This is a genomic window from Burkholderia sp. MSHR3999 (assembly GCF_000833595.1).
Taxonomy (GTDB): domain Bacteria; phylum Pseudomonadota; class Gammaproteobacteria; order Burkholderiales; family Burkholderiaceae; genus Burkholderia; species Burkholderia ubonensis.
Genome location: NZ_JRFO01000001.1, coordinates 83,878 through 105,469 on the forward strand (window position 1 = coordinate 83,878; position 21,592 = coordinate 105,469).

28 protein-coding genes are annotated in these 21,592 nt (G+C 67.9%); 27 read left to right on the top strand and 1 reads right to left on the bottom strand.

Going from position 1 to position 21,592, the window contains the following annotated elements; all coding sequences use genetic code 11:
* Window positions 1–38: 38 nt before the first annotated feature.
* From KY49_RS00440 to tatC, 27 genes are all read left to right on the top strand, one after another.
* Window positions 39–854, top strand: coding sequence for a thiazole synthase (locus KY49_RS00440; RefSeq protein WP_042582941.1), 816 nt, complete (start codon window positions 39–41; stop codon window positions 852–854).
* A complete protein-coding gene (gene thiE / locus KY49_RS34885; protein ID WP_082062285.1) occupies window positions 851–1,969 on the top strand; it encodes a thiamine phosphate synthase in 1,119 nt (372 codons plus the stop codon). The genes KY49_RS00440 and thiE overlap by 4 nt, the downstream gene beginning before the upstream one ends.
* 99 nt (window positions 1,970–2,068) lie before the next feature.
* Window positions 2,069–2,893, top strand: a complete 825-nt coding sequence (locus tag KY49_RS00450; RefSeq protein WP_042582942.1) for an ABC transporter ATP-binding protein — start codon at window positions 2,069–2,071, stop codon at window positions 2,891–2,893.
* Window positions 2,890–3,657 carry a lipid asymmetry maintenance ABC transporter permease subunit MlaE gene (gene mlaE / locus KY49_RS00455; protein WP_042582943.1) on the top strand — a complete coding sequence of 256 codons (768 nt, stop codon included), beginning with the start codon at window positions 2,890–2,892 and terminating at the stop codon, window positions 3,655–3,657. The genes KY49_RS00450 and mlaE overlap by 4 nt, the downstream gene beginning before the upstream one ends.
* 24 nt (window positions 3,658–3,681) lie before the next feature.
* Entirely contained in the window at window positions 3,682–4,209 is a 528-nt protein-coding gene (mlaD, locus tag KY49_RS00460) for an outer membrane lipid asymmetry maintenance protein MlaD (protein ID WP_042582944.1), read from the top strand.
* Window positions 4,210–4,245: 36 nt separating this feature from the next.
* Window positions 4,246–5,154, top strand: a complete 909-nt coding sequence (locus tag KY49_RS00465; RefSeq protein ID WP_042582945.1) for an MlaA family lipoprotein — start codon at window positions 4,246–4,248, stop codon at window positions 5,152–5,154.
* Between the two features lie 112 nt (window positions 5,155–5,266).
* Window positions 5,267–5,896, top strand: a complete 630-nt coding sequence (locus tag KY49_RS00470; RefSeq protein WP_042582946.1) for an MlaC/ttg2D family ABC transporter substrate-binding protein — start codon at window positions 5,267–5,269, stop codon at window positions 5,894–5,896.
* A complete protein-coding gene (locus KY49_RS00475; protein WP_010092895.1) occupies window positions 5,893–6,162 on the top strand; it encodes an STAS domain-containing protein in 270 nt (89 codons plus the stop codon). The genes KY49_RS00470 and KY49_RS00475 overlap by 4 nt, the downstream gene beginning before the upstream one ends.
* Window positions 6,163–6,349: 187 nt before the next feature.
* Window positions 6,350–7,276, top strand: coding sequence for an ABC transporter ATP-binding protein (locus KY49_RS00480; protein ID WP_042584483.1), 927 nt, complete (start codon window positions 6,350–6,352; stop codon window positions 7,274–7,276).
* Window positions 7,273–8,028, top strand: a complete 756-nt coding sequence (locus KY49_RS00485) for an ABC transporter permease (RefSeq protein WP_042582947.1) — start codon at window positions 7,273–7,275, stop codon at window positions 8,026–8,028. The genes KY49_RS00480 and KY49_RS00485 overlap by 4 nt, the downstream gene beginning before the upstream one ends.
* Before the next feature lie 86 nt (window positions 8,029–8,114).
* Entirely contained in the window at window positions 8,115–8,354 is a 240-nt protein-coding gene (locus tag KY49_RS00490; RefSeq protein ID WP_006406983.1) for a BolA family protein, read from the top strand.
* A 13-nt stretch (window positions 8,355–8,367) separates the two neighbouring features.
* Window positions 8,368–9,717, top strand: a complete 1,350-nt coding sequence (gene murA / locus KY49_RS00495; RefSeq protein WP_042582948.1) for a UDP-N-acetylglucosamine 1-carboxyvinyltransferase — start codon at window positions 8,368–8,370, stop codon at window positions 9,715–9,717.
* Window positions 9,714–10,367: an ATP phosphoribosyltransferase gene (hisG, locus tag KY49_RS00500; protein WP_042582949.1), complete on the top strand. Its 654-nt coding sequence runs from the start codon at window positions 9,714–9,716 to the stop codon at window positions 10,365–10,367. The genes murA and hisG overlap by 4 nt, the downstream gene beginning before the upstream one ends.
* 23 nt (window positions 10,368–10,390) lie before the next feature.
* Entirely contained in the window at window positions 10,391–11,719 is a 1,329-nt protein-coding gene (gene hisD, locus KY49_RS00505) for a histidinol dehydrogenase (protein ID WP_010092889.1), read from the top strand.
* 82 nt (window positions 11,720–11,801) lie between these two features.
* Window positions 11,802–12,881 carry a histidinol-phosphate transaminase gene (gene hisC / locus KY49_RS00510; protein ID WP_029226625.1) on the top strand — a complete coding sequence of 360 codons (1,080 nt, stop codon included), beginning with the start codon at window positions 11,802–11,804 and terminating at the stop codon, window positions 12,879–12,881.
* Window positions 12,882–12,940: 59 nt separating this feature from the next.
* Complete coding sequence (hisB, locus tag KY49_RS00515) at window positions 12,941–13,528, top strand: imidazoleglycerol-phosphate dehydratase HisB (protein ID WP_010092887.1); 588 nt, start codon at window positions 12,941–12,943, stop codon at window positions 13,526–13,528.
* A 68-nt stretch (window positions 13,529–13,596) separates the two neighbouring features.
* Window positions 13,597–14,217: a YchE family NAAT transporter gene (locus tag KY49_RS00520; RefSeq protein ID WP_010092886.1), complete on the top strand. Its 621-nt coding sequence runs from the start codon at window positions 13,597–13,599 to the stop codon at window positions 14,215–14,217.
* Complete coding sequence (hisH, locus tag KY49_RS00525) at window positions 14,214–14,855, top strand: imidazole glycerol phosphate synthase subunit HisH (protein ID WP_042582950.1); 642 nt, start codon at window positions 14,214–14,216, stop codon at window positions 14,853–14,855. The genes KY49_RS00520 and hisH overlap by 4 nt, the downstream gene beginning before the upstream one ends.
* 448 nt (window positions 14,856–15,303) lie before the next feature.
* Window positions 15,304–16,059 carry a 1-(5-phosphoribosyl)-5-[(5-phosphoribosylamino)methylideneamino]imidazole-4-carboxamide isomerase gene (gene hisA, locus KY49_RS00530; protein ID WP_010092884.1) on the top strand — a complete coding sequence of 252 codons (756 nt, stop codon included), beginning with the start codon at window positions 15,304–15,306 and terminating at the stop codon, window positions 16,057–16,059.
* A gap of 96 nt (window positions 16,060–16,155) precedes the next feature.
* Window positions 16,156–16,929, top strand: coding sequence for an imidazole glycerol phosphate synthase subunit HisF (gene hisF, locus KY49_RS00535; protein WP_010092883.1), 774 nt, complete (start codon window positions 16,156–16,158; stop codon window positions 16,927–16,929).
* Window positions 16,929–17,342, top strand: coding sequence for a phosphoribosyl-AMP cyclohydrolase (gene hisI, locus KY49_RS00540; protein ID WP_042582951.1), 414 nt, complete (start codon window positions 16,929–16,931; stop codon window positions 17,340–17,342). Before hisF ends, hisI begins: the two co-directional genes overlap by 1 nt.
* Window positions 17,339–17,704: a phosphoribosyl-ATP diphosphatase gene (locus KY49_RS00545; RefSeq protein WP_010092881.1), complete on the top strand. Its 366-nt coding sequence runs from the start codon at window positions 17,339–17,341 to the stop codon at window positions 17,702–17,704. Before hisI ends, KY49_RS00545 begins: the two co-directional genes overlap by 4 nt.
* Window positions 17,705–17,776: 72 nt before the next feature.
* Window positions 17,777–18,166, top strand: a complete 390-nt coding sequence (locus KY49_RS00550; protein WP_042582952.1) for a DUF4870 family protein — start codon at window positions 17,777–17,779, stop codon at window positions 18,164–18,166.
* Window positions 18,167–18,193: 27 nt separating this feature from the next.
* Window positions 18,194–18,559, top strand: coding sequence for a histidine triad nucleotide-binding protein (locus KY49_RS00555; RefSeq protein ID WP_010092879.1), 366 nt, complete (start codon window positions 18,194–18,196; stop codon window positions 18,557–18,559).
* 90 nt (window positions 18,560–18,649) lie between these two features.
* Window positions 18,650–18,883 carry a Sec-independent protein translocase subunit TatA gene (tatA, locus tag KY49_RS00560; RefSeq protein ID WP_042584484.1) on the top strand — a complete coding sequence of 78 codons (234 nt, stop codon included), beginning with the start codon at window positions 18,650–18,652 and terminating at the stop codon, window positions 18,881–18,883.
* Between the two features lie 26 nt (window positions 18,884–18,909).
* The gene (gene tatB, locus KY49_RS00565) at window positions 18,910–19,440 is read left to right on the top strand and encodes a Sec-independent protein translocase protein TatB (RefSeq protein WP_042582953.1); all 531 of its coding nucleotides are present in this window, start codon (window positions 18,910–18,912) and stop codon (window positions 19,438–19,440) included.
* Between the two features lie 41 nt (window positions 19,441–19,481).
* Window positions 19,482–20,264 (top strand): twin-arginine translocase subunit TatC, encoded by a 783-nt coding sequence (gene tatC / locus KY49_RS00570; protein WP_042582954.1) that lies wholly within the window; start codon window positions 19,482–19,484, stop codon window positions 20,262–20,264.
* A gap of 120 nt (window positions 20,265–20,384) precedes the next feature.
* Here tatC and KY49_RS00575 read toward each other — a convergent pair whose 3' ends face one another.
* Window positions 20,385–21,590: a Do family serine endopeptidase gene (locus tag KY49_RS00575; protein WP_042582955.1), complete on the bottom strand. Its 1,206-nt coding sequence runs from the start codon at window positions 21,588–21,590 to the stop codon at window positions 20,385–20,387.
* Window positions 21,591–21,592: the final 2 nt, after the last annotated feature.

The window sequence follows — 21,592 nt, forward strand, 5'->3', positions numbered from 1 at the left end:
CGCCGCCGGTGCGTCCCCGATCTTTCCAGGAACACGAGATGACGTCACTCCCTTGCGCCGATGCGCTGACGCTGTACGGCGAACCCTTCGCAAGCCGCGTGCTGCTCGGCACGTCGCGCTATCCGTCGCTGCAGTCGCTGTCCGATTCGATCGCGGCCGCGCAGCCCGGCCTCGTGACGGTCGCGCTGCGCCGCCAGATGAGCGGCGGCACCGCCGAAGCCGGCTTCTTCGACCTGCTCAAGCGTCACGCGGTGCCGCTGTTGCCGAATACGGCCGGCTGCCAGACCGTCGCCGAGGCGGTGACCACCGCGCACATGGCGCGCGAGGTGTTCGAGACCGACTGGATCAAGCTCGAGCTGATCGGCGACGACTACACGCTGCAGCCCGACCCGGTCGGCCTGATCGAGGCCGCCGCGCAACTGGTCAAGGACGGCTTCAAGGTGCTGCCGTACTGCACCGAGGATCTCGTGATCGGCCGGCGCCTGCTCGACGTCGGCTGCGAGGCGCTGATGCCGTGGGGCGCGCCGATCGGCACCGGCAAGGGCGTCGTGAACCCGTACGGGCTGCGCGTGCTGCGCGAGCGGCTGCCGGACGTGCCGCTGATCGTCGACGCGGGGCTCGGCGTGCCGTCGCACGCGTGCCAGGTGATGGAGTGGGGCTTCGACGGCGTGCTGCTGAACACGGCGGTGTCGCAGGCGACCCATCCGGAAATCATGGCGCGCGCATTCGCGCAGGGCGTCGCCGCCGGCCGGGCCGCGTACCTCGCGGGGCCGATGGATGCGCGCGAAACCGCGCACGCGAGCACGCCGGTCGTCGGCATGCCGTTCTGGCACCAGGACGGGGGCGGCGCGTGAGCGCGGGGCTGGCCGCCGCATTCTGGCCGCCCGCGGACGAGCTGACGGAGGCGGCCGAGCGGATTCGCGCGCGGCTCGGCGAGTGGCCGCGCGGCGCGGCGTCGTGGCGGCTGTGCGTCGCGCCGCCCGACCTGCCGGCCGACGGCGACGTGCTGATCGTGTCGGAAGGCGACCATGCGGCGCGCGCGCAAGCGTCGGCCGCGTCGCGGCCGGCGTCGTCCGGCGTGGCGGTCGTCGAATTCGGCGAGCGCCGCGCGGTGCTGCACCGGGCGGGCGAACGCATCGCGCTCGACGCCGCGCACCCGCTCGCGGACGACTGGATGCCCGCGTTCGCCGCGTTCCTCGACTGCGGCTTTGCGCCGCCCGATGCGCTGGTGCTCGCGCTCGCGTGGCGCGACGGCGACGAGGCCGCCGTCGATGACGACGCAGGCGCATGGCCGGTGAACCCCGCGCGGTTCCCGCGCGTCGCCGGGCTGCCGCCCGCGCCCGAGCCGGCCTTTCCGCCGTGTCCCGCGCGGCTCGGCCTGTATCCGGTCGTGCCGAGCGCGGAATGGGTCGAGCGGGTGCTGGACTGCGGCGTGCTGACCGTGCAGCTGCGCGTGAAGGGCGCCGCGCCGGACCTGCTGCGCGCGGAAATCGCGCGCGCGGTCGCCGCCGGTCGCCGCCATCCGGACGCGCGCGTGTTCATCAACGATTACTGGCAAATTGCCGCGCAAGCAGGGGCATACGGCGTGCATCTGGGCCAGGAGGACCTCGAGACGGCCGACCTTGCGGCGATCGCGCGCGCGGGGCTGCGGCTCGGCCTGTCGAGTCACGGTTATTACGAAATGTTGCGCGCGCTGCACGTGCGCCCGAGCTATCTCGCGCTCGGGCCGGTGTTCGCGACCACGACCAAGGCGGTCGCCGCGCCGCCGCAGGGGCTTGCCCGGATCGCCCGCTACGCGCGCTTCGCGGGCGCGCGGGCGCCGCTCGTCGCGATCGGCGGGGTCGGGCCGGACACGCTGCCGGCCGTGCTGGCGACGGGCGTCGGCAGCGTCGCGGTGGTCAGCGCGGTGACCGGGGCCGCGGATTACCGGGCAAGGATTATTGCGTTGCAGCAATTGTTTCCCGGATAATTTGACATTCATTGACCGGAAGGCCGAGGGCGACGTCACGACATCATTCCGATGCAGGCCCTATAATTCGGCGTTCTGCGTAAAAGGAATGTCAGCTCCGTGAGCGCCCCCACCACTTCCGAGACCCTGCTGGAACTCCGCGATGTCGACTTCGGCTACGGCGACCGCCTCGTCCTGTCGAACCTGAACCTGCGCTTCGCGCGCGGGCAGGTGGTCGCGGTCATGGGCGGCTCGGGCTGCGGCAAGACCACCGTGCTGCGCCTGATCGGCGGGCTCGTGCGCGCGCGCCGCGGCCAGGTGCTGTTCGACGGCGCCGACGTCGGCGCGCAGACGCGCGACGGCCTGTACGCGCTGCGCCGCAAGATGGGCATGCTGTTCCAGTTCGGCGCGCTCTTCACCGACATGTCGGTGTTCGACAACGTCGCGTTCGCGCTGCGCGAGCATACCGACCTGCCCGAGGAGCTGATCCGCGACCTGGTGCTGATGAAGCTCAACGCGGTGGGCCTGCGCGGCGCGCGCGACCTGATGCCGTCCGAGGTGTCGGGCGGCATGGCGCGGCGCATCGCGCTCGCGCGGGCGATCGCGCTCGATCCGCAGCTGATCATGTACGACGAGCCGTTCGCGGGCCTCGACCCGATCTCGCTCGGCATCACCGCGAACCTGATCCGCACGCTGAACCACGCGCTCGGCGCGACGTCGATCCTCGTCACGCACGACGTGCCGGAGTCGTTCGCGATCGCCGACTACGTGTACTTCCTGGCCAACGGCGGCGTGCTCGCGCAGGGCACTCCCGACGAGCTGCGTGCGTCGACCGATCCGAGCGTACGCCAGTTCATCGACGGCGCGCCGGACGGCCCGTTCAAATTTCATTACACGAGCCCGCCGCTCGGCGCGGATTTCGGGCTCGGCGGAGGGCGCGCATGATCAGCGCGATCGGACGTTTCGTCAACGGCGGCCTCGTGCGCGCCGGCTATGGCGCCCGCATGTTCGTGCGGCTCGTGCTGGAGTTCTTCCCGCTGCTGCGCCGGCCGCGGCTCGTCACGAAGCAGATCCACTTCCTCGGCAACTACTCGTTCGTGATCATCGCGGTATCGGGCCTGTTCGTCGGCTTCGTGCTCGGCCTGCAGGGCTACTACACGCTGAACCGCTACGGGTCCGAGCAGGCGCTCGGCCTGCTCGTCGCGCTGTCGCTCGTGCGCGAGCTCGGGCCGGTCGTCACGGCGCTGCTGTTCGCGGGCCGCGCGGGCACGTCGCTGACCGCCGAGATCGGCCTGATGAAGGCCGGCGAGCAGCTCACCGCGCTCGAGATGATGGCGGTCGATCCGATCAAGACGGTGATCGCGCCGCGCATGTGGGCGGGGATCATCGCGATGCCGCTGCTCGCGGCGATCTTCAACGCGGTCGGCGTGCTCGGCGGCTATTTCGTCGGGGTCGTGCTGATCGGCGTCGATCCGGGCGCGTTCTGGTCGCAGATGCAAGGCGGCGTCGAGGTCTGGGCCGACGTCGGCAACGGCGTGCTGAAGAGCATCGTGTTCGGGTTCGCCGTGACCTTCATTGCACTGTTTCAAGGGTATGAGGCGAAGCCCACGCCTGAAGGCGTGTCGCGCGCGACCACCAAGACGGTCGTGTTCGCGTCGCTCGCCGTACTCGGCCTCGATTTCCTGCTGACCGCGCTGATGTTCAGCTAAGCCTCAGCCAAGCCATATTTTGGGATGACGATGAAAAAGACTGCTCTCGACTTCTGGGTCGGCCTGTTCGTGGTGGTGGGCTTCCTGGCGGTACTGTTCCTTGCGCTGAAGGTCGGCAACATGAGTTCGCTATCGTTTCAGCCGACCTACGCGGTGAAGATGAAATTCGACAACATCGGCGGGCTGAAGCCGCGCGCCGCCGTGAAAAGCGCGGGCGTCGTGGTCGGCCGCGTGAAGGCGATCGGCTTCGACACGAACACCTACCAGGCGCTCGTGACGATCGATCTCGACAAGCAATACCAGTTCCCGAAGGACTCGTCCGCGAAGATCCTGACGTCGGGCCTGCTCGGCGAGCAGTACGTCGGCCTCGAGCCGGGCGGCGATTCCGAGATGCTGAAGGCGGGCGACACGATCGCGATGACGCAGTCGGCGATCGTGCTCGAGAACCTGATCGGCCAGTTCCTGTACAGCAAGGCGGCGGACGCCGGCGGTGCGAAACCGGCCTCCGGCGCGCCTGCCGCGACGGCGCCTGCCGCGTCCGGCGCCCAATAACCACACGAGAGATCACAATAAGAGGGGGAAACGATCATGCAGACGATTCGGATCAGGCACGCCGCGCTCGCGGTGGCTGCGGCAGCCGCGCTGAGCGGCTGCGCCACCGTGCAGACGCCGACCAAGGGCGATCCGCTCGAGGGCTTCAACCGGACGATGTACAAGTTCAACGACACCGTCGACGCCTATGCGGTGAAGCCGGTCGCGAAGGGCTATCAGTACGTGGTGCCGCAGCCGGTGCGCGACAGCGTGACGAACTTCTTCTCGAACATCGGCGACGTCTACATCGCGGCGAACAACCTCGTTCAGCTGCGGATCGCGGACGGCGTTGGCGACATCATGCGCGTCGTGATCAACACCGTGTTCGGTGTCGGCGGCCTGTTCGACGTCGCGACGATCGCGAAGCTGCCGAAGCACACGGCCGACTTCGGCGTCACGATGGGCCGCTACGGCATGCCGGCGGGCCCGTACCTCGTGCTGCCGCTCCTCGGCCCGAGCACCGTGCGCGACGCGGCGGGCCTCGGCGTCGACTATCTCGGCAATCCGCTGACCTACGTGAAGCCGGACGGCGTGAGCTATGGCCTGTTCGGCCTGAACCTCGTGAATACGCGCTCGAACCTGCTCGGCGCGGGCGACGTGCTGGAAGCGGCGGCGATCGACAAGTACTCGTTCGTGCGCAATGCGTACCTGCAGCGGCGCCAGATGCTGATCAGCAACGCACGCGGCGAGGCGGGCGGATCGTCGGACAGCGAAGCGCTGCCGAAATACGACCTGCCGGATGACGGCGCGGCGGCGCCGGCGGGTGCATCCGGTGCGGCTGCACCGGCGCCGGGGTCGGAAGCGGCGGGTGCGCCGAATCCGGCCAGCGCAACGCACGTGCCGCCGATGCAGGTGACGCCGCCCGCGCCCGGCGGGCTGCGCATCCCGAGCATCCGGCTGCATTGATCGGACTTACATTCGTTACAGCCGGAAACGATTATGCCGGCGGCGCGCGCGAACTTGCGCGTAAGCTACCGGCTCCAACCTTCGCATCGACTCATACATGCAGGCCAATATTATGAAGAAACTGTTCCTGATCCCGGTCTTCGCGGCATTGTTCTCGTTCGGCGGCGCGGCCTACGCGGAGGTCGACCAGTCGAACCCGCAAGCGCTGATCAAGAGCGCGACGCAGCAGGTGCTCGATGAAGTGAAGCAGCAGACGATCAAGCAGGGCGACACGAACCGCATCATGACGATCGTCAACAAGGACATCCTGCCGTACACCGATTTCCGCCGCACCACGCAGCTCGCGATGGGCCGCCACTGGCGCGAGGCGTCGCAGGCGCAGCAGCAGCAGGTGATGGAGCAGTTCAAGATGCTGCTGATCCGCACGTACTCGGGCGCGATCGCGCAGCTGAAGCCGGATCAGCAGATCCAGTACCCGCCGTTCCGCGCAAGCCCGGAGGACACCGACGTCGTGGTCAAGACGGTCGCGATGAACAACGGCCAGCCGGTCCAGATCGACTACCGCCTGTACAAGACGCAGCAGGGCTGGCGGGTGTATGACCTGAACGTGCTCGGCGCGTGGCTGATCCAGACGTACCAGCAGCAGTTCAACGAGAAGATCCAGCAAAGCGGCGTGGACGGCCTGATCCAGTTCCTCGCGCAGCGCAATCAGGAGCTTGCCGCCGGCAAGCAGGCGTCGTGAGCGGCTTCGCAGCCGGTTCCACGCTGACCCACGCGAGCGCGAAGGCCGCGCTTGCGGCGGGGCTCGCGCAGATCGGCGCGGGCGCCACCGCTGTCGACTGCGCGGCGCTCGCGGAATTCGACTCGTCCGCGCTCGCCGTGCTGCTCGCATGGCAGCGCGCCGCAAAGGCGCGCGGCGCCCGCCTCGACATCCTCAATTTCCCTCCGAAGCTCGCCAGCCTCGCGCAGGCCTACGGCGTCGACGCGCTCATCAACGGGCGACATTGACCCTGCCGCTGAACGCCGGCCCCTGCGGGGCGCCGGCTGCCGAACGGCCGATTCCGATGGCCGTCCCCTCCCGCCGGTTTGCCCTATAATCAAGCGTTTTGCGGGACTGCCGGTCGGCGTCGGGCCCCAATTTTCTTTCGCAGCAAGCACAGAATAGGCGTCGCGGCCGTTGCGCCGCGCACAGTCCATGTCAGCCATAGAAATCCGTCACGTCAAGAAGCGCTACAAGTCGCTTCAGGCGCTCAAGGGCGTCAGCCTGTCGGTCGAGGAAGGCGAGTTTTTCGGTCTGCTCGGCCCGAACGGCGCAGGCAAGACCACGCTCATCAGCATCCTCGCCGGGCTCGCCCGGGCCGACGAAGGCAGCATCTCGGTGCGCGGCCATGACGTCGTCAAGGACTTCCGGGCCGCGCGCCGCGCGCTCGGCGTCGTGCCGCAGGAACTGGTGTTCGATCCCTTCTTCACGGTGCGCGAGACGCTGCGGATCCAGTCCGGCTACTTCGGGCTGCGCCACAACGACGACTGGATCGACGAGGTGATGGCCAATCTCGACCTGACCGAGAAGGCGGACGCGAACATGCGCGCGCTGTCGGGCGGGATGAAGCGCCGCGTGCTGGTCGCGCAGGCGCTCGTGCACCGGCCGCCCGTGATCGTGCTCGACGAGCCGACCGCCGGCGTCGACGTCGAGCTGCGCCAGACGCTGTGGAAATTCATCTCGCGCCTGAACCGCGAAGGTCACACGATCGTGCTGACCACCCACTACCTCGAGGAAGCCGAGTCGCTGTGCGACCGCATCGCGATGCTGCGCCGGGGCGAAGTGGTCGCGCTCGAGCGCACCGACGCGCTGCTGCAGCGCTTCGCGGGCCTGCAGCTGTACCTGCGCTTCGCGCTCGGCGCGCTGCCCGCCGAGCTGCGCGCGCTCGAAACCGATCCGGCCGCCCGTGCGCCCGGCGAACACCTGCTGCGGCTCGCGAACTACGACGACGTCGAGCGCATCCTCGCGCAGTGCCGCGCCGCCGGCTGCACGTTCGACGAGATCGAGGTCAGGAAGGCCGACCTCGAGGATGTGTTCGTCCAGGTGATGAACGGGGCCGAGGTGATCGAGGGGCTGGCATGAGCGGTTTTCAGACGCTGTTCTACAAGGAAATCCTGCGGTTCTGGAAGGTGTCGTTCCAGACGGTGCTCGCGCCCGTCGTCACGGCGCTGCTGTACCTGACGATCTTCGGCCATGCGCTGTCGGGCCGCGTCGAGGTGTATCCGGGCGTCGAGTACGTGAGCTTCCTCGTGCCGGGCCTCGTGATGATGAGCGTGCTGCAGAACGCGTTCGCGAACAGTTCGTCGTCGCTGATCCAGTCGAAGATCACCGGCAACCTCGTGTTCATGCTGCTGCCGCCGCTGTCGTACAGGGACATCTACGGCGCGTACGTGCTGGCGTCCGTCGTGCGCGGGCTCGCGGTCGGCGCCGGCGTGTTCGTCGTGACGGTCTGGTTCATCCCGATGCAGTTCGCGGCGCCCGCGTTCATCCTCGGGTTCGCGCTGTTCGGCGCGGCGATCCTCGGCACGCTCGGCCTCATCGCCGGGATCTGGGCGGAGAAGTTCGACCAGCTCGCCGCGTTCCAGAACTTCCTGATCATGCCGCTGACGTTCCTGTCCGGCGTGTTCTACTCGACGCATTCGCTGCCGCCCGTGTGGCGCGAAATCTCGCGTCTCAACCCGTTTTTCTACATGATCGACGGCTTTCGCTACGGGTTCTTCGGCGCGTCCGACATCAACCCGCTCGCGAGCCTCGCGATCGTCGCCGGTTTCTTCGTGCTGCTCGCGCTGTTCGCGATGCGGCTGCTCGCGACCGGCTACAAACTGCGTCATTGATATGAATCGGCCGCCGCGCGCGGCGCCGCTCCCCTCGGGGAGCGCGGCGCCGCGCGCGGTCCGGCGCGCACCGACAGGAGCATCACATGTTGCCGACTCCCGAACAGGTCAAGCAATACATCGCGGGCGGGCTCGCCTGCACGCATCTGGAAGTCGAAGGCGACGGCCAGCACTTCTTCGCGACGATCGTGTCGCCGGCCTTCGAGGGCAAGCGGCCGATCCAGCGGCATCAGCTCGTCTATGCGGCGCTCGGCGACCGCATGAAACAGGAAATCCACGCGCTCAGCATGAAGACGCTGACGCCCGCCGAATGGCAGAACGCATAACCGGAACCACTGAGTGCAAGTCACCGTCAACGAGCGCGACGCCGTCGAGAGCGTCGCCGCGGCACACCCGGCCGGCAATCGGGATACGCAGGGACATGGGATGGACAAGCTCGTGATCGAAGGCGGCCGCCGGCTGTCCGGCGAGATCGTCGTGTCGGGCGCGAAGAACGCGGCGCTGCCGATTCTGTGCGCGGGCCTGCTGACGGCCGATCCGGTCCACCTCGACAACGTGCCGAACCTGAAGGACGTCCGCACCACGCTGAAGGTCCTGAACCAGATGGGCGTGAAGAGCGAGACGGACGGCAGCCACGTGCGGCTCGACGCGTCGCGCGTCGACAACCTCGTCGCGCCGTACGAGCTCGTGAAGACGATGCGCGCGTCGATCCTCGTGCTCGGGCCGCTGCTCGCGCGCTTCGGCGAGGCGAAGGTGTCGCTGCCGGGCGGCTGCGCGATCGGCGCGCGGCCGGTCGACCAGCACATCAAGGGCCTGCAGGCGATGGGCGCCGAGATCAGCATCGAGCACGGCTTCATCGAGGCGCGCGCGAAGCGCCTGAAGGGCGCGCGCATCGTCACCGACATGATCACGGTGACGGGCACCGAGAACCTGCTGATGGCGGCGACGCTCGCCGACGGCGAAACGGTGATCGAGAACGCCGCGCGCGAGCCGGAAGTGAGCGATCTCGCACACTTGCTGGTCGAAATGGGTGCGAAAATCGACGGCATCGGCACCGACCGGCTCGTGATCCAGGGCGTCGAGCGGCTGCACGGCGCGCGTCATTCGGTCATTCCTGACCGCATCGAGGCCGGCACCTTCCTGTGCGCGGTCGCGGCGGCGGGCGGCGACGTGACGCTGACGGGCGTGCGCCCGCACATCCTCGACGCGGTGATCGACAAGCTGCGCGAGGCCGGCGTGACGGTCGAGGAAGGCGACACCTGGCTGCGCGTGAAGATGGATCGCCGGCCGTCCGCGGTGACGATCCGCACGTCCGAATACCCGGCGTTCCCGACCGACATGCAGGCGCAGTTCATGGCCCTCAATACGGTCGCGACGGGCACCGCGCAGGTCGTCGAAACCATTTTCGAGAACCGTTTCATGCACGTGCAGGAGCTGAACCGGCTCGGCGCGAACATCACGATCGACGGCAACATGGCGCTCGTGACGGGCGTCGAGAAACTGTCGGGCGCGAACGTGATGGCCACCGACCTGCGCGCGTCCGCGAGCCTCGTGATCGCCGGGCTGCGCGCCGACGGCGAGACGCTCGTCGACCGCATCTATCACCTCGACCGGGGATACGACCGGATGGAAGCCAAACTGACCGCCGTCGGCGCGAACGTGCGCCGCGTTTCCGGGAGCCAAGCATGAGCGCGCCGTTGACCCTTGCCCTGTCGAAGGGCCGGATCTTCGAGGAAACCCTGCCGCTGCTCGCCGCCGCCGGGGTGCAGGTCACCGAGGATCCGGAAACGTCGCGCAAGCTGATCCTGCCGACGACCAACCCGAACCTGCGCGTGATCATCGTGCGCGCGAGCGACGTGCCGACCTACGTCGAATACGGCGCGGCCGACTTCGGCGTGGCCGGCAAGGACGTGCTGATCGAGCACGGCGGCTCGGGCCTGTACCAGCCGATCGACCTGAACATCGCGCGCTGCCGGCTGTCGGTCGCGGTGCCCGCCGGCTTCGACTATGCGAAGGCGGTGCGCCAGGGCGCGCGCCTGCGCGTCGCGACGAAGTACGTCGAAGCGGCGCGCGAGCACTTCGCCGCGAAGGGCGTGCACGTCGACCTGATCAAGCTGTACGGGTCGATGGAGCTCGCGCCGCTCGTCGGCCTCGCCGACGCGATCGTCGACCTCGTCAGCTCGGGCGGCACGCTCCGGGCGAACAATCTGGTCGAGGTCGAGGAGATCATGCAGATCTCGTCGCGCCTCGTCGTGAACCAGGCTGCGCTGAAGTTGAAGCGCGCGGCGCTCAAGCCGATCCTCGACGCGTTCGAACGCGCGTCGCGCGATGGCGCGTGAGCGCACACCGTAACGGAACTCCCATGTCCATCACCATCCGCAAACTCGATTCGACGAGCGAAGGCTTCGATGCCGCGCTGCGCGCGGTGCTCGCGTTCGAGGCGAGCGAAGACGACGCGATCGAGCGCTCGGTCGCGCAGATCCTCGCCGACGTGAAGGCGCGCGGCGACGCCGCGGTGCTCGACTACACGAACCGCTTCGACCGGCTGGGCGCGGACAGCGTCGCCGCGCTGGAGCTGCCGCAGGAAGCGCTGCAGGAAGCGCTCGACGGCCTTGCGCCGAAGGCGCGCGCGGCGCTGGAAGCGGCCGCGGCGCGCGTGCGCGGGTATCACGAGAAGCAGAAGATCGAATGCGGCAGCCATAGCTGGCAGTACACGGAAAGCGACGGCACGGTGCTCGGCCAGAAGGTCACGCCGCTCGACCGCGTCGGCCTGTACGTGCCGGGCGGCAAGGCGGCCTATCCGTCGTCGGTGCTGATGAACGCGATTCCCGCGCGCGTCGCGGGCGTCGGCGAGATCGTGATGGTCGTGCCGACCCCGGACGGCGTGAAGAACGACCTCGTGCTCGCCGCGGCGCTGCTCGGCGGCGTCGACCGCGTGTTCACGATCGGCGGCGCGCAGGCGGTGGCCGCGCTCGCGTACGGCACCGCGACCGTGCCGGCCGTCGACAAGATCTGCGGGCCCGGCAACGCGTACGTCGCGTCGGCGAAGCGCCGCGTGTTCGGCACGGTCGGCATCGACATGATCGCCGGGCCGTCGGAGATCCTCGTGCTGTGCGACGGCACCACCGACCCGAACTGGGTCGCGATGGACCTGTTCTCGCAGGCCGAGCACGACGAGCTCGCGCAGTCGATCCTGCTGTGCCCGGACGCGTCGTTCATCGAGCGCGTCGAGAAGGCGATCGACGAGCTGCTGCCGACGATGCCGCGCGAGGCCGTGATCCGCGCGTCGCTCGAAGGCCGCGGCGCGCTGGTCAAGGTGCGCGACATGGCGGAAGCGTGCAGGATCGCGAACGACATCGCGCCCGAGCACCTCGAGATTTCGGCGCTGGAGCCGCAGCAGTGGGGCCAGCAGATCCGCCACGCCGGCGCGATCTTCCTCGGCCGCTATACGAGCGAGAGCCTCGGCGACTACTGCGCGGGCCCGAACCACGTGCTGCCGACGTCGCGCACCGCGCGCTTTTCGTCGCCGCTCGGCGTGTACGACTTCATCAAGCGCTCGAGCGTGATCGAAGTCAGCGCCGAAGGCGCGCATACGCTCGGCGAGATCGCGTCCGAGCTCGCGTACGGCGAAGGGCTGCAGGCGCATGCGAAGAGCGCCGAATACCGGATGAAAGGCGGCGGCCAGGGCTGATTGCCGGGCCGCAGACGGGCGCGGCGGCTGTCGCCGCGCTGACCCATTGACGCCGGCGCAATGCACGCCGGCCTGCAAGACCATGACGACGCCACAAGACATCATTCGCCGCGACGTGCTCGCGATGACGAGCTACCCGGTGCCGGACGCGAGCGGGTTCGTGAAGCTCGACGCGATGGAGAACCCGTACCCGCTGCCCGAACCGCTCGCGGCGGCGCTCGGCGCGCGCCTCGCGCAGGTCGCGCTGAACCGCTATCCGGCGCCGCGCCCGGCCGCGCTCATCGACAAGCTGCGCCGCACGATGGGCGTGCCGGCCGCGTGCGACGTGCTGCTCGGCAACGGCTCCGACGAGATCATCAGCATGATGTCGGTCGCGTGCGCGAAGCCGGGCGCGAAGGTGCTCGCGCCGGTGCCGGGCTTCGTGATGTACGAGCTGTCGGCGAAGTTCGCGCAGCTCGAGTTCGTCGGCGTGCCGCTCGCGGCCGACCTGACGCTCGACGTCGACGCGATGCTCGCGGCGATCGCCGAGCACCGTCCGGCGCTCGTCTACCTCGCGTACCCGAACAACCCGACCGGCACGCTGTACGACGCCGCCGGCGTCGAGCGCATCATCGCGGCCGCGCGGCACAGCCTGGTCGTGATCGACGAGGCATACCAGCCGTTCGCCGAGCGCTCGTGGCTGCCGCGCGCGGCGGAGTTCGACAACGTCGTCGTGATGCGCACGGTGTCGAAGCTCGGCCTCGCGGGCATCCGCCTCGGCTACCTCGCCGGGCTGCCGGCGTGGCTCGCGGAGTTCGACAAGGTGCGTCCGCCGTACAACATCAACGTGCTGACGCAGGCGACCGCCGATTTCCTGCTCGATCACCTCGACGTGCTCGATGCACAGGCGGCCGAGCTGCGCGCCGAGCGCGCGCGCCTTGCGCAAGCGGTGGCCGCGCTGCCGGGCGTGACGGTGTTCCCGAGCGCCGGCAATTTCCTGCTGGTGCGCGTGCCGGACGCGGCGGCCGTGTTCGACGCGCTGCTGACCGAGCGGGTGCTGGTCAAAAACGTGAGTAAAATGCATCCGTTGCTGGCCGAATGCGTGCGGCTGACCGTCGGTTCTCCCGATGAAAACGCCCGCCTGCTGGCCGCATTGAAACTCGCGCTGCCCGGTCGAGCCTGACGGCGCCGCGGCGCGAAACGATCAATCCCCATTTACATCGACTCAGTCAAGGAATTGCCATGCGTGTGGCGGAAGTCGTTCGCAATACCAGCGAAACGCAGATCCGTGTGAAGCTCAATCTCGACGGCACCGGCCAGCAGAAGCTCGCGACCGGCGTGCCGTTCCTCGACCATATGCTCGACCAGATCGCTCGACACGGCCTGGTCGATCTCGAGGTCGAGGCGCATGGCGACACGCATATCGACGATCACCACACGGTCGAGGACGTCGGCATCACGCTCGGCCAGGCGGTCGCGAAGGCGATCGGCGACAAGAAGGGCATCCGCCGCTACGGCCATTCGTACGTGCCGCTCGACGAGGCGCTGTCGCGCGTCGTGATCGACTTCTCGGGCCGTCCGGGCCTCGAATTCCACGTGCCGTTCACGCGCGCGCGGATCGGCACCTTCGACGTCGACCTGTCGATCGAATTCTTCCGCGGCTTCGTGAACCATGCGGGCGTGACGCTGCACGTCGACAACCTGCGCGGGATCAACGCGCACCACCAGCTCGAGACGGTGTTCAAGGCCTTCGGCCGCGCGCTGCGGATGGCGGCGGAGCTCGACGAACGCGCGGCGGGGCAGGTCCCGTCGACGAAGGGCAGCCTCTGAACCTCGCCTTCTGAACGGACGCACGGACAAGACAACCTCACGGCTTCGGCGCGTCGCGCCGGCTTGCGATGGATCTGCTCAAATCGTTCATTTCGCTGCTCGCGCTGATCAACCCGGTCGGCGCGGTGCCGTTTTTCCTGAGCCTGACCGCGCAGCAGACGGACGACGAGCGGCGCCGGACGATCCGGATCGCGTCGGTGTCGGTGTTCTGCGTGATCACGGTGACGACGCTGCTCGGCCAGCAGATCATCGACTTCTTCGGCATTTCGGTCGGCTCGCTGGAGGTGGGCGGCGGGATCATCATGCTGCTGATGGCGATCAGCATGCTGAACGCGCAGGCCGGCAACACCCGCTCGACGCCGGAGGAGCGCCACGAAGCCGAGCAGAAGGACAACATCGCGGTGGTGCCGCTCGCGATCCCGCTGCTGACGGGCCCCGGCTCGATCAGCACGGTGATCATCTATGCGGCGAACTCGCGTCACTGGTATGACCGGGTGGGGCTCGTCGCGATCGGCGCGGTCCTCGCCTGCCTGTGTTTCTTTGCGATGCGGCTCGCCGAGCCGATCGCGAACTGGATCGGCCGCACCGGCATCAACATCGCCACGCGGCTGATGGGACTGATGCTGTCGGCGCTGGCGGTGGAATTCATCGTCAACGGACTGAGGGCGCTACTGCCTGCACTGAGATGAAAACTTCGATTGCGATTGTGGATTATGGGATGGGCAACCTGCGCTCGGTCGCGCAGGCGCTCATGAAAGCCGAACCGGCCGCCGACGTGGCGATCGTCGACACGCCGGCCGCGATCCGCGCAGCCGACCGCGTCGTGCTGCCCGGCCAGGGCGCGATGCCGGACTGCATGCGCTGCCTCGGCGAGTCGGGTCTGCAGGAGGCCGTGATCGAGGCGTCGCGCACGAAGCCGCTGCTCGGCGTCTGCGTCGGCGAGCAGATGCTGTTCGACTGGAGCGCCGAAGGCGACACGAACGGCCTCGGGCTGCTGCCCGGCAAGGTCGTGCGCTTCGATCTCGCAGGCCAGTTGCAGGACGACGGCTCGCGCTTCAAGGTGCCGCAGATGGGCTGGAACCGCGTGCGCCAGTCGCAGCCGCACCCGTTGTGGGACGGCGTGCCGGACGACGCCTATTTCTACTTCGTGCACAGCTATTACGTGGTGCCGGACAACCCGGCGCATACGGTCGGCGAAACGGTCTACGGTGCGCCGTTTACGTCCGCGGTCGCGCGGGACAATCTCTTCGCGACCCAATTCCACCCGGAGAAAAGCGCGGAAGTCGGGTTGCGTCTGTATCGCAACTTCGTACACTGGAAACCGTAAACGTGGCGCGCGAACCACATTCGGCGGGCGCGGAACGCCCGTCGCACGGGGCTCGCGAGGGCCTGTTCCCGCCAATAACGGGCTTGCGCTGGCCACCAGAAGGGCCGAGCGCAAGGAATGGGACGCCGCGAATACCGGGCGTATTCGCAAGGAGCATGACGCGGCGATCGGCCCTTCTGGTGGCCAGCCCCGCGAGTGGTTTTTTCAAATCAGGGGAACGTGCCTTTCCGGCCGCATTGCGGCGTCGATCGTCGCTTGTTTGGCTCGGCCAAACGGCGCTCCTCTCTCCTTGCACTGCGACCGGAAAGGCACGTTCGCAAGCCCGTTATTGGCGGGAACAGGCCCTAACCGCTGAACGAGTTGTACTAAACTAGCGAGACGACGCGGCGCCGGAAACGGCCGGTGCGCGTCGAATCTTTTTCCTTTCCCCAGACGACAACCGATTGCTATGTTGCTGATTCCGGCCATCGATCTCAAAGACGGTCAGTGTGTGCGCCTCAAACAGGGCGATATGGACCAGGCCACGATTTTCTCCGAGGACCCCGCGGCGATGGCCCGCAAGTGGGTCGACCTCGGCGCCCGGCGGCTCCATCTCGTCGACCTGAACGGCGCGTTCGCCGGCAAGCCGAAGAATCTCGACGCGATCGAGGCGATCCTCGAAGAGGTCGGCGATGAAATTCCCGTGCAGCTCGGCGGCGGCATCCGCAGCCTCGAGACGATCGAGAAGTACCTCGACGCGGGCCTGTCCTACGTGATCATCGGCACCGCGGCCGTGAAGGACCCGGGCTTCCTGCAGGACGCGTGCAGCGCGTTCGCGGGCAACATCATCGTCGGCCTCGACGCGAAGGACGGCAAGGTCGCGACCGACGGCTGGAGCAAGCTGACGGGGCACGAGGTGATCGACCTCGCGCAGAAGTTCGAGGACTACGGCGTCGAATCGATCGTCTACACGGACATCGGCCGCGACGGCATGCTGCAGGGCATCAACATCGAGGCGACCGTGAAGCTCGCGCAGGCGGTCGGCATTCCGGTGATCGCGAGCGGCGGCCTGTCGAACCTCAACGACATCGAGAAGCTGTGCGAAGTGGAAGAGCACGGCGTCGAAGGCGTAATCTGCGGCCGTGCGATCTACTCCGGCGATCTCGACTTCGCGGCCGCGCAGAAGCGCGCGGACGAACTGAACGGCGAGCTCGACAACGCCTGATCCGGCCGTCGTCACCCTTGCCGGGGCTGCCCGCCGGGCGGCCCTGACCGGGCGGCCGCTCGCGGCCGTCCCAATTTGCGGCACTTGGCGCACATCATGGCTCTAGCTAAACGCATCATTCCCTGCCTGGACGTTACCGCCGGGCGCGTCGTCAAGGGCGTCAACTTCGTCGAACTGCGCGACGCGGGCGACCCCGTCGAGATCGCCCGCCGCTACGACGAGCAGGGCGCCGACGAACTGACGTTCCTCGACATCACCGCGACGTCCGACCAGCGCGACCTGATCCTGCCGATCATCGAGGCGGTCGCGTCGCAGGTCTTCATCCCGCTGACGGTCGGCGGCGGCGTGCGCGCCGTCGAGGACGTCCGGCGCCTGCTGAACGCGGGCGCGGACAAGGTCAGCATGAACTCGTCCGCGGTCGCGAACCCGCAGCTCGTGCGCGACGCGGCCGACAAGTACGGCTCGCAGTGCATCGTCGTCGCGATCGACGCGAAGCGCGTGTCCGCCGACGGCGAGACGCCGCGCTGGGAAGTGTTCACGCACGGTGGCCGCAAGGGCACCGGGCTCGACGCGATCGAGTGGGCGCGCAGGATGGCCGAGCTCGGCGCGGGCGAGATCCTGCTGACGAGCATGGATCGCGACGGCACGAAGTCGGGCTTCGACCTCGCGCTCACGCGCGGCGTGTCGGACGCGGTGCCGGTGCCGGTGATCGCGTCGGGCGGCGTCGGCTCGCTGCAGCACCTGGCGGACGGCATCAAGGACGGCCGCGCGGATGCGGTGCTCGCGGCGAGCATCTTCCACTACGGCGAACACACGGTCGGCGAGGCGAAGCGCTTCATGGCCGGCCAGGGCATTCCGGTGAGGTTGTGATGAGCACGGAAAACGCAATGCCGGCGTGGCTCGACAAGGTCCGCTGGGACGACAACGGCCTCGTGCCGGTGATCGCGCAGGAAGCGTCGACCAACGACGTGCTGATGTTCGCGTGGATGAACCGCGAGGCGTTGGCGAAAACGATCGAAACCCGGCGGGCCGTCTATTATTCGCGCTCGCGCAAGCGCCTGTGGTTCAAGGGCGAGGAGTCGGGCCACGTGCAGCACGTGCACGAGGTGCGCCTCGATTGCGACGAGGACGTCGTGCTGCTGAAGGTCGAGCAGGTGTCGGGCATCGCGTGCCACACCGGCCGGCATTCGTGCTTCTTCCAGAAATTCGAAGGCACCGTCGAAGGCGGCGACTGGGTCGCGGTCGAGCCGGTGCTGAAAGACCCCGAACACATCTACAAATGACGCAAACGACCGAAGACACGCTGCTGCGCCTCGCGGCCGTGATCGACAGCCGCAAGGGTGGCGATCCCGATCAATCGTACGTATCGCGCCTGTTCCACAAGGGCGACGACGCGGTGCTGAAGAAGATCGGCGAGGAGGCGACCGAGGTCGTGCTCGCCGCGAAGGACGTGCGCCAGGGTGGCGCGCCGACGGCGCTCGTCGGCGAGGTGGCGGACCTGTGGTTCCATTGCCTCGTGATGCTGTCCCATTTCGACCTGAGCCCGGCCGACGTGATCGCCGAGCTCGAGCGTCGCGAAGGGATGTCCGGCATCGAGGAAAAGGCACTGCGCAAGCGTCGCGAGCGCGAGGAAAACGGCGGCTGACACGCATCGTCGCGCGGCCGGCCGGCATATCGTGGCAAACTGTAAGAATTGTCATCGAACGGGGGTAGCATCATGACGGATACGCCAAGCCAGTTCCCGCCGTCGGTTCCGGGCAGCGCGGAAAGCGAGCGCCTGAACGGGTTGCGCACGCTGACTCACGTGCTGTACGGGCTCTATGCCGTGCACTGGCTGACGGGCGGCGTCACGGGCCTCATCGCGATCATCATCAACTACGTGAAGCGCGGCGACACGGCCGGGACGCCGTACGCGGATCATTTCGAATGGCAGATCCGCACGTTCTGGCGCGCGCTGATCGCGTACGTGATCGGCTTCGCGCTGCTGTTCGTCGGCATCGGCTTTCTGGTGCTGGGAGCGGTCTGGATCTGGACGCTGTACCGTATCATCAAGGGCTGGCTGTATTTGAACGACAACAAGGCGCTCGATCCGCAGGCGTGGTTCTGACACCGCGGCGCGCACCTCAGGAGCAACATGAGTCACGATCCGAATTGCCTGTTCTGCAAGATCGCGGCAGGCGAGATCCCGAGCACGAAGGTGCACGAGGATGAAGAGTTCGTCGCGTTCCGCGACATCCGCCCGGCGGCCGAGACGCACGTGCTCGTGATTCCGCGCAAGCACCTGCCGACGCTGTCGTCGGCCGGGGAAGAGGACGCGCCGCTGCTTGGTAGAATGCTGGTGCTCGTCGCGCGCCTCGCCGAGCAGCTCGGCGTGGCCTATCACGGCGGCGAAACCGGTTTTCGCACGGTGATCAATACGGGCCCCGGCGGCGGGCAGGAGGTGTACCACCTGCACGCGCATATCCTGGCGGGTCCGCGCCCCTGGCACCGGATGGGTTGACGGCGCGGGGCGTTTCCCGCGTCGATGGTCGACGCCGGCGCAGCGCCGGCGATTTGCGCCGCAAGCGGCGTGGTTGAGGAGAGTTTCATCATGGGTGGATTGAGCATTTGGCACTGGCTGATCGTGCTGCTGATCGTCGCGCTGGTTTTCGGCACGAAGAAGCTGCGCAACATCGGCAACGACCTGGGCAGCGCCGTGAAGGGTTTCAAGGACGGCATGAAGGACGCCGACGCACCTTCGGCCGACGCGCAGCAACTGCCGCGTTCGGGCTCGGTGGACGTCAACGCGAAGGAAACGACGCGTTCCGATTCGAACAAGGCGTGACGCCGGCACGCTGACGGGCATTCTCCATGCTGGATCTCGGTCTTTCGAAGATGGCGCTGATCGGCGTCGTCGCGCTCGTGGTGCTCGGCCCCGAGCGCCTGCCGCGTGTCGCACGCACGGCGGGCGCGCTGTTCGGCCGCGCGCAGCGCTACATCAACGACGTGAAGGCCGAGGTCTCGCGCGAGATCGAGCTCGACGCGCTGCGGACGATGAAAAGCGATTTCGAGACCGCCGCGCGCAATGTCGAGACCACGATTCACGACAACCTGCGCGAGCACGAGCAGGACCTGAACGCCGCGTGGCATTCGGCGGTCGGCGGCGCGACCGACGCGGTTGACCAGGCGGGCACGTCGGGCTCCGGCTCGCCGTCCGCATCGTCGTGGCTCGGCAGCACCGCCGCGTCGGCGCCGAAGCGCCGCAACTGGCGGGTCAAGCAGGCGGCGACGCCCGTCTGGTACAAGCGCGCCACCACGCGCCGCACGCACGTGCAGTCCGGCGCCGCGCGCGTCGCGCGCCATCAGCCGGCGAGCCTGCGCCGGCCGACGCGCTTCTTCTGAGCCGAGCGCATGCTCGCTCGTCAATCCAACCGAGGGCCGGTGTGAGCGACCCCCAGCAGAATCCGGACGAAGGCCCGGAAGAAACCTTCATCTCCCATCTCGTCGAGCTCCGCGATCGCATCATTCGCGCGGGGCTGTCCGTGATCGTCGTGTTCCTCGGGCTCGTCTACTGGGCGCCGGACATCTTCCGGCTGCTCGCGCGCCCGCTGATGGAGAACCTGCCGAAGGGCGGCAGGATGATCGTCACGGATGTCACCGGCTCGTTCTTCGTGCCGATGAAGGTGACGATGCTCGTCGCGCTCGTGATCGCGCTGCCGGTCGTGCTGTACCAGATCTGGGCGTTCGTCGCGCCGGGGCTGTACCAGCACGAGAAGAAGCTCGTCGTGCCGCTCGTCGGCAGCAGCTACGTCCTGTTCCTGTGCGGGATGGCGTTCGCGTACTTCCTCGTATTCCCGACGATCTTCCGCGTGATGGCGCACTACAACGCGCCGCTCGGCGCGGAGATGTCGACCGATATCGACAATTACCTGAGCTTCGTGCTCGGGATGTTCATCGCGTTCGGGGTGACGTTCGAGGTGCCGATCGTGGTCGTGCTGCTCGTCCGGATGGGCGTGCTGACCGTGAAGAAGCTGAAGGAGATCCGGCCCTACGTGATCGTCGGCGCCTTCGTCGTCGCGGCGGTCGTCACGCCGCCGGACGTGTTTTCGCAGCTGATGCTCGCGCTGCCGCTCGTCGTGCTGTACGAGGCCGGGATCCTCGCGGCGCGGTTCTTCGTGCCGAAGCCGGCGCAAGCCGAGCCCGAGAACGGCGAGGCTGCGAGCTGACGCTTTCGGGCAGCGTGACGGAGCCCGGCCGGGCGATTCCCCCAGCAAAAATGGCAGCCGATCGGCTGCCATTTTTTTATGCAGGCGAACCGGCAAAAAGGCGGCGCGCCGGCAGCGGCGTCATTCGGTGTCGCTGTCCTGCTCGTCGAGCGCCTGCTTCGGCGGCGGCGGGCGCTTGCCGATCATGACGTTCACGTCGAGCTCCTTGCCCTTGCGCACGACGTGCACCTTGGCCGTCGCGCCCGGCTTGATCTGCGCGACGACGTTCAGCAGCTTGGTCGTGTCGGTGATCTCCTCGCCGTTGACCGACACGAGGATGTCGCCCGGCTTGATGCCCGCCTTGTCGGCCGGGCCGCCCTGCAGCACGCCCGCGACGATCGCGCCCGATTTCTGCTGCAGGCCGAACGACTCGGCGATCTCCGGCGTGACGTCTTGCGGCTCGACGCCGATCCAGCCGCGCGTGACCGAGCCCGTCGTGATGATGCTTTCGAGCACGGTGCGCGCGGTCGACACCGGAATCGCGAAGCCGATGCCGAGCGAGCCGCCGGAGCGCGAATAGATCGCCGTGTTGATGCCGAGCAGGTTGCCGTTCACGTCGACGAGCGCGCCGCCGGAGTTGCCCGGGTTGATCGGCGCGTCGGTCTGGATGAAGTTCTCGAACGTGTTGATGCCGAGGTGATTGCGGCCGAGCGCGCTGATGATCCCCATCGTCACCGTCTGGCCGACGCCGAACGGGTTGCCGATCGCGAGCACGACGTCGCCGACGCGCGACTGGTCGGAGCGGCCGAGCGTGATCGTCGGCAGGTCGGTCATGTTGATCTTGAGCACCGCGAGGTCGGTCTCCGGATCGATGCCGATCACCTTCGCGGTGGCCGTGCGGCCGTCGGCGAGCGCGACTTCGATCTGGTCGGCGCCGTCGACGACGTGCTGGTTCGTTAGAATGTAACCTTCCGGGCTCACGATAACGCCCGAACCGAGGTTGGCCGCCGGCTCGTCCTGCTGCTTGCGGGCGTTGCGGTCACCGAAGAAATAGCGGAACAGCGGATCTTTCGCGCGCGGATCGGGCGGCAGCGAGCCGTCCTTGCTGGAGAACACGTTGACGACTGCCGGCATTGCCTTTTGCGCGGCGTCGGCGTACGACGTGGTCGCAGGTGCGCCGCCGATGCCGGGCGCGACTTCGCGTAGGGCGACGATCGGCGTGGCGAGCTGCTTGCCGAGCTGTCCTTGCCGTTGCAGCCATTGCGGCTTGAGCGTCACGACGATGAACATCAGCGCGAGCAGCACCGTGACCGCCTGCGCGAAGAACAGCCAGAAGCGTCTAAGCATCT

Bases quoted from the DNA above. Each gene is read 5' to 3' on its own strand.
- KY49_RS00440 (WP_042582941.1), top strand. From the start codon at position 39: ATGACGTCACTCCCTTGCGCCGATGCGCTGACGCTGTACGGCGAACCC.
- mlaE (WP_042582943.1), top strand. From the start codon at position 2,890: ATGATCAGCGCGATCGGACGTTTCGTCAACGGCGGCCTCGTGCGCGCC.
- mlaD (WP_042582944.1), top strand. From the start codon at position 3,682: ATGACGATGAAAAAGACTGCTCTCGACTTCTGGGTCGGCCTGTTCGTG.
- KY49_RS00465 (WP_042582945.1), top strand. From the start codon at position 4,246: ATGCAGACGATTCGGATCAGGCACGCCGCGCTCGCGGTGGCTGCGGCA.
- KY49_RS00470 (WP_042582946.1), top strand. From the start codon at position 5,267: ATGAAGAAACTGTTCCTGATCCCGGTCTTCGCGGCATTGTTCTCGTTC.
- KY49_RS00480 (WP_042584483.1), top strand. From the start codon at position 6,350: ATGTCAGCCATAGAAATCCGTCACGTCAAGAAGCGCTACAAGTCGCTT.
- KY49_RS00485 (WP_042582947.1), top strand. From the start codon at position 7,273: ATGAGCGGTTTTCAGACGCTGTTCTACAAGGAAATCCTGCGGTTCTGG.
- KY49_RS00490 (WP_006406983.1), top strand. From the start codon at position 8,115: ATGTTGCCGACTCCCGAACAGGTCAAGCAATACATCGCGGGCGGGCTC.
- hisG (WP_042582949.1), top strand. From the start codon at position 9,714: ATGAGCGCGCCGTTGACCCTTGCCCTGTCGAAGGGCCGGATCTTCGAG.
- hisD (WP_010092889.1), top strand. From the start codon at position 10,391: ATGTCCATCACCATCCGCAAACTCGATTCGACGAGCGAAGGCTTCGAT.
- hisC (WP_029226625.1), top strand. From the start codon at position 11,802: ATGACGACGCCACAAGACATCATTCGCCGCGACGTGCTCGCGATGACG.
- hisB (WP_010092887.1), top strand. From the start codon at position 12,941: ATGCGTGTGGCGGAAGTCGTTCGCAATACCAGCGAAACGCAGATCCGT.
- KY49_RS00520 (WP_010092886.1), top strand. From the start codon at position 13,597: ATGGATCTGCTCAAATCGTTCATTTCGCTGCTCGCGCTGATCAACCCG.
- hisH (WP_042582950.1), top strand. From the start codon at position 14,214: ATGAAAACTTCGATTGCGATTGTGGATTATGGGATGGGCAACCTGCGC.
- hisA (WP_010092884.1), top strand. From the start codon at position 15,304: ATGTTGCTGATTCCGGCCATCGATCTCAAAGACGGTCAGTGTGTGCGC.
- hisF (WP_010092883.1), top strand. From the start codon at position 16,156: ATGGCTCTAGCTAAACGCATCATTCCCTGCCTGGACGTTACCGCCGGG.
- hisI (WP_042582951.1), top strand. From the start codon at position 16,929: ATGAGCACGGAAAACGCAATGCCGGCGTGGCTCGACAAGGTCCGCTGG.
- KY49_RS00545 (WP_010092881.1), top strand. From the start codon at position 17,339: ATGACGCAAACGACCGAAGACACGCTGCTGCGCCTCGCGGCCGTGATC.
- KY49_RS00550 (WP_042582952.1), top strand. From the start codon at position 17,777: ATGACGGATACGCCAAGCCAGTTCCCGCCGTCGGTTCCGGGCAGCGCG.
- KY49_RS00555 (WP_010092879.1), top strand. From the start codon at position 18,194: ATGAGTCACGATCCGAATTGCCTGTTCTGCAAGATCGCGGCAGGCGAG.
- tatA (WP_042584484.1), top strand. From the start codon at position 18,650: ATGGGTGGATTGAGCATTTGGCACTGGCTGATCGTGCTGCTGATCGTC.
- tatB (WP_042582953.1), top strand. From the start codon at position 18,910: ATGCTGGATCTCGGTCTTTCGAAGATGGCGCTGATCGGCGTCGTCGCG.
- KY49_RS00575 (WP_042582955.1), bottom strand. From the start codon at position 21,590: ATGCTTAGACGCTTCTGGCTGTTCTTCGCGCAGGCGGTCACGGTGCTG.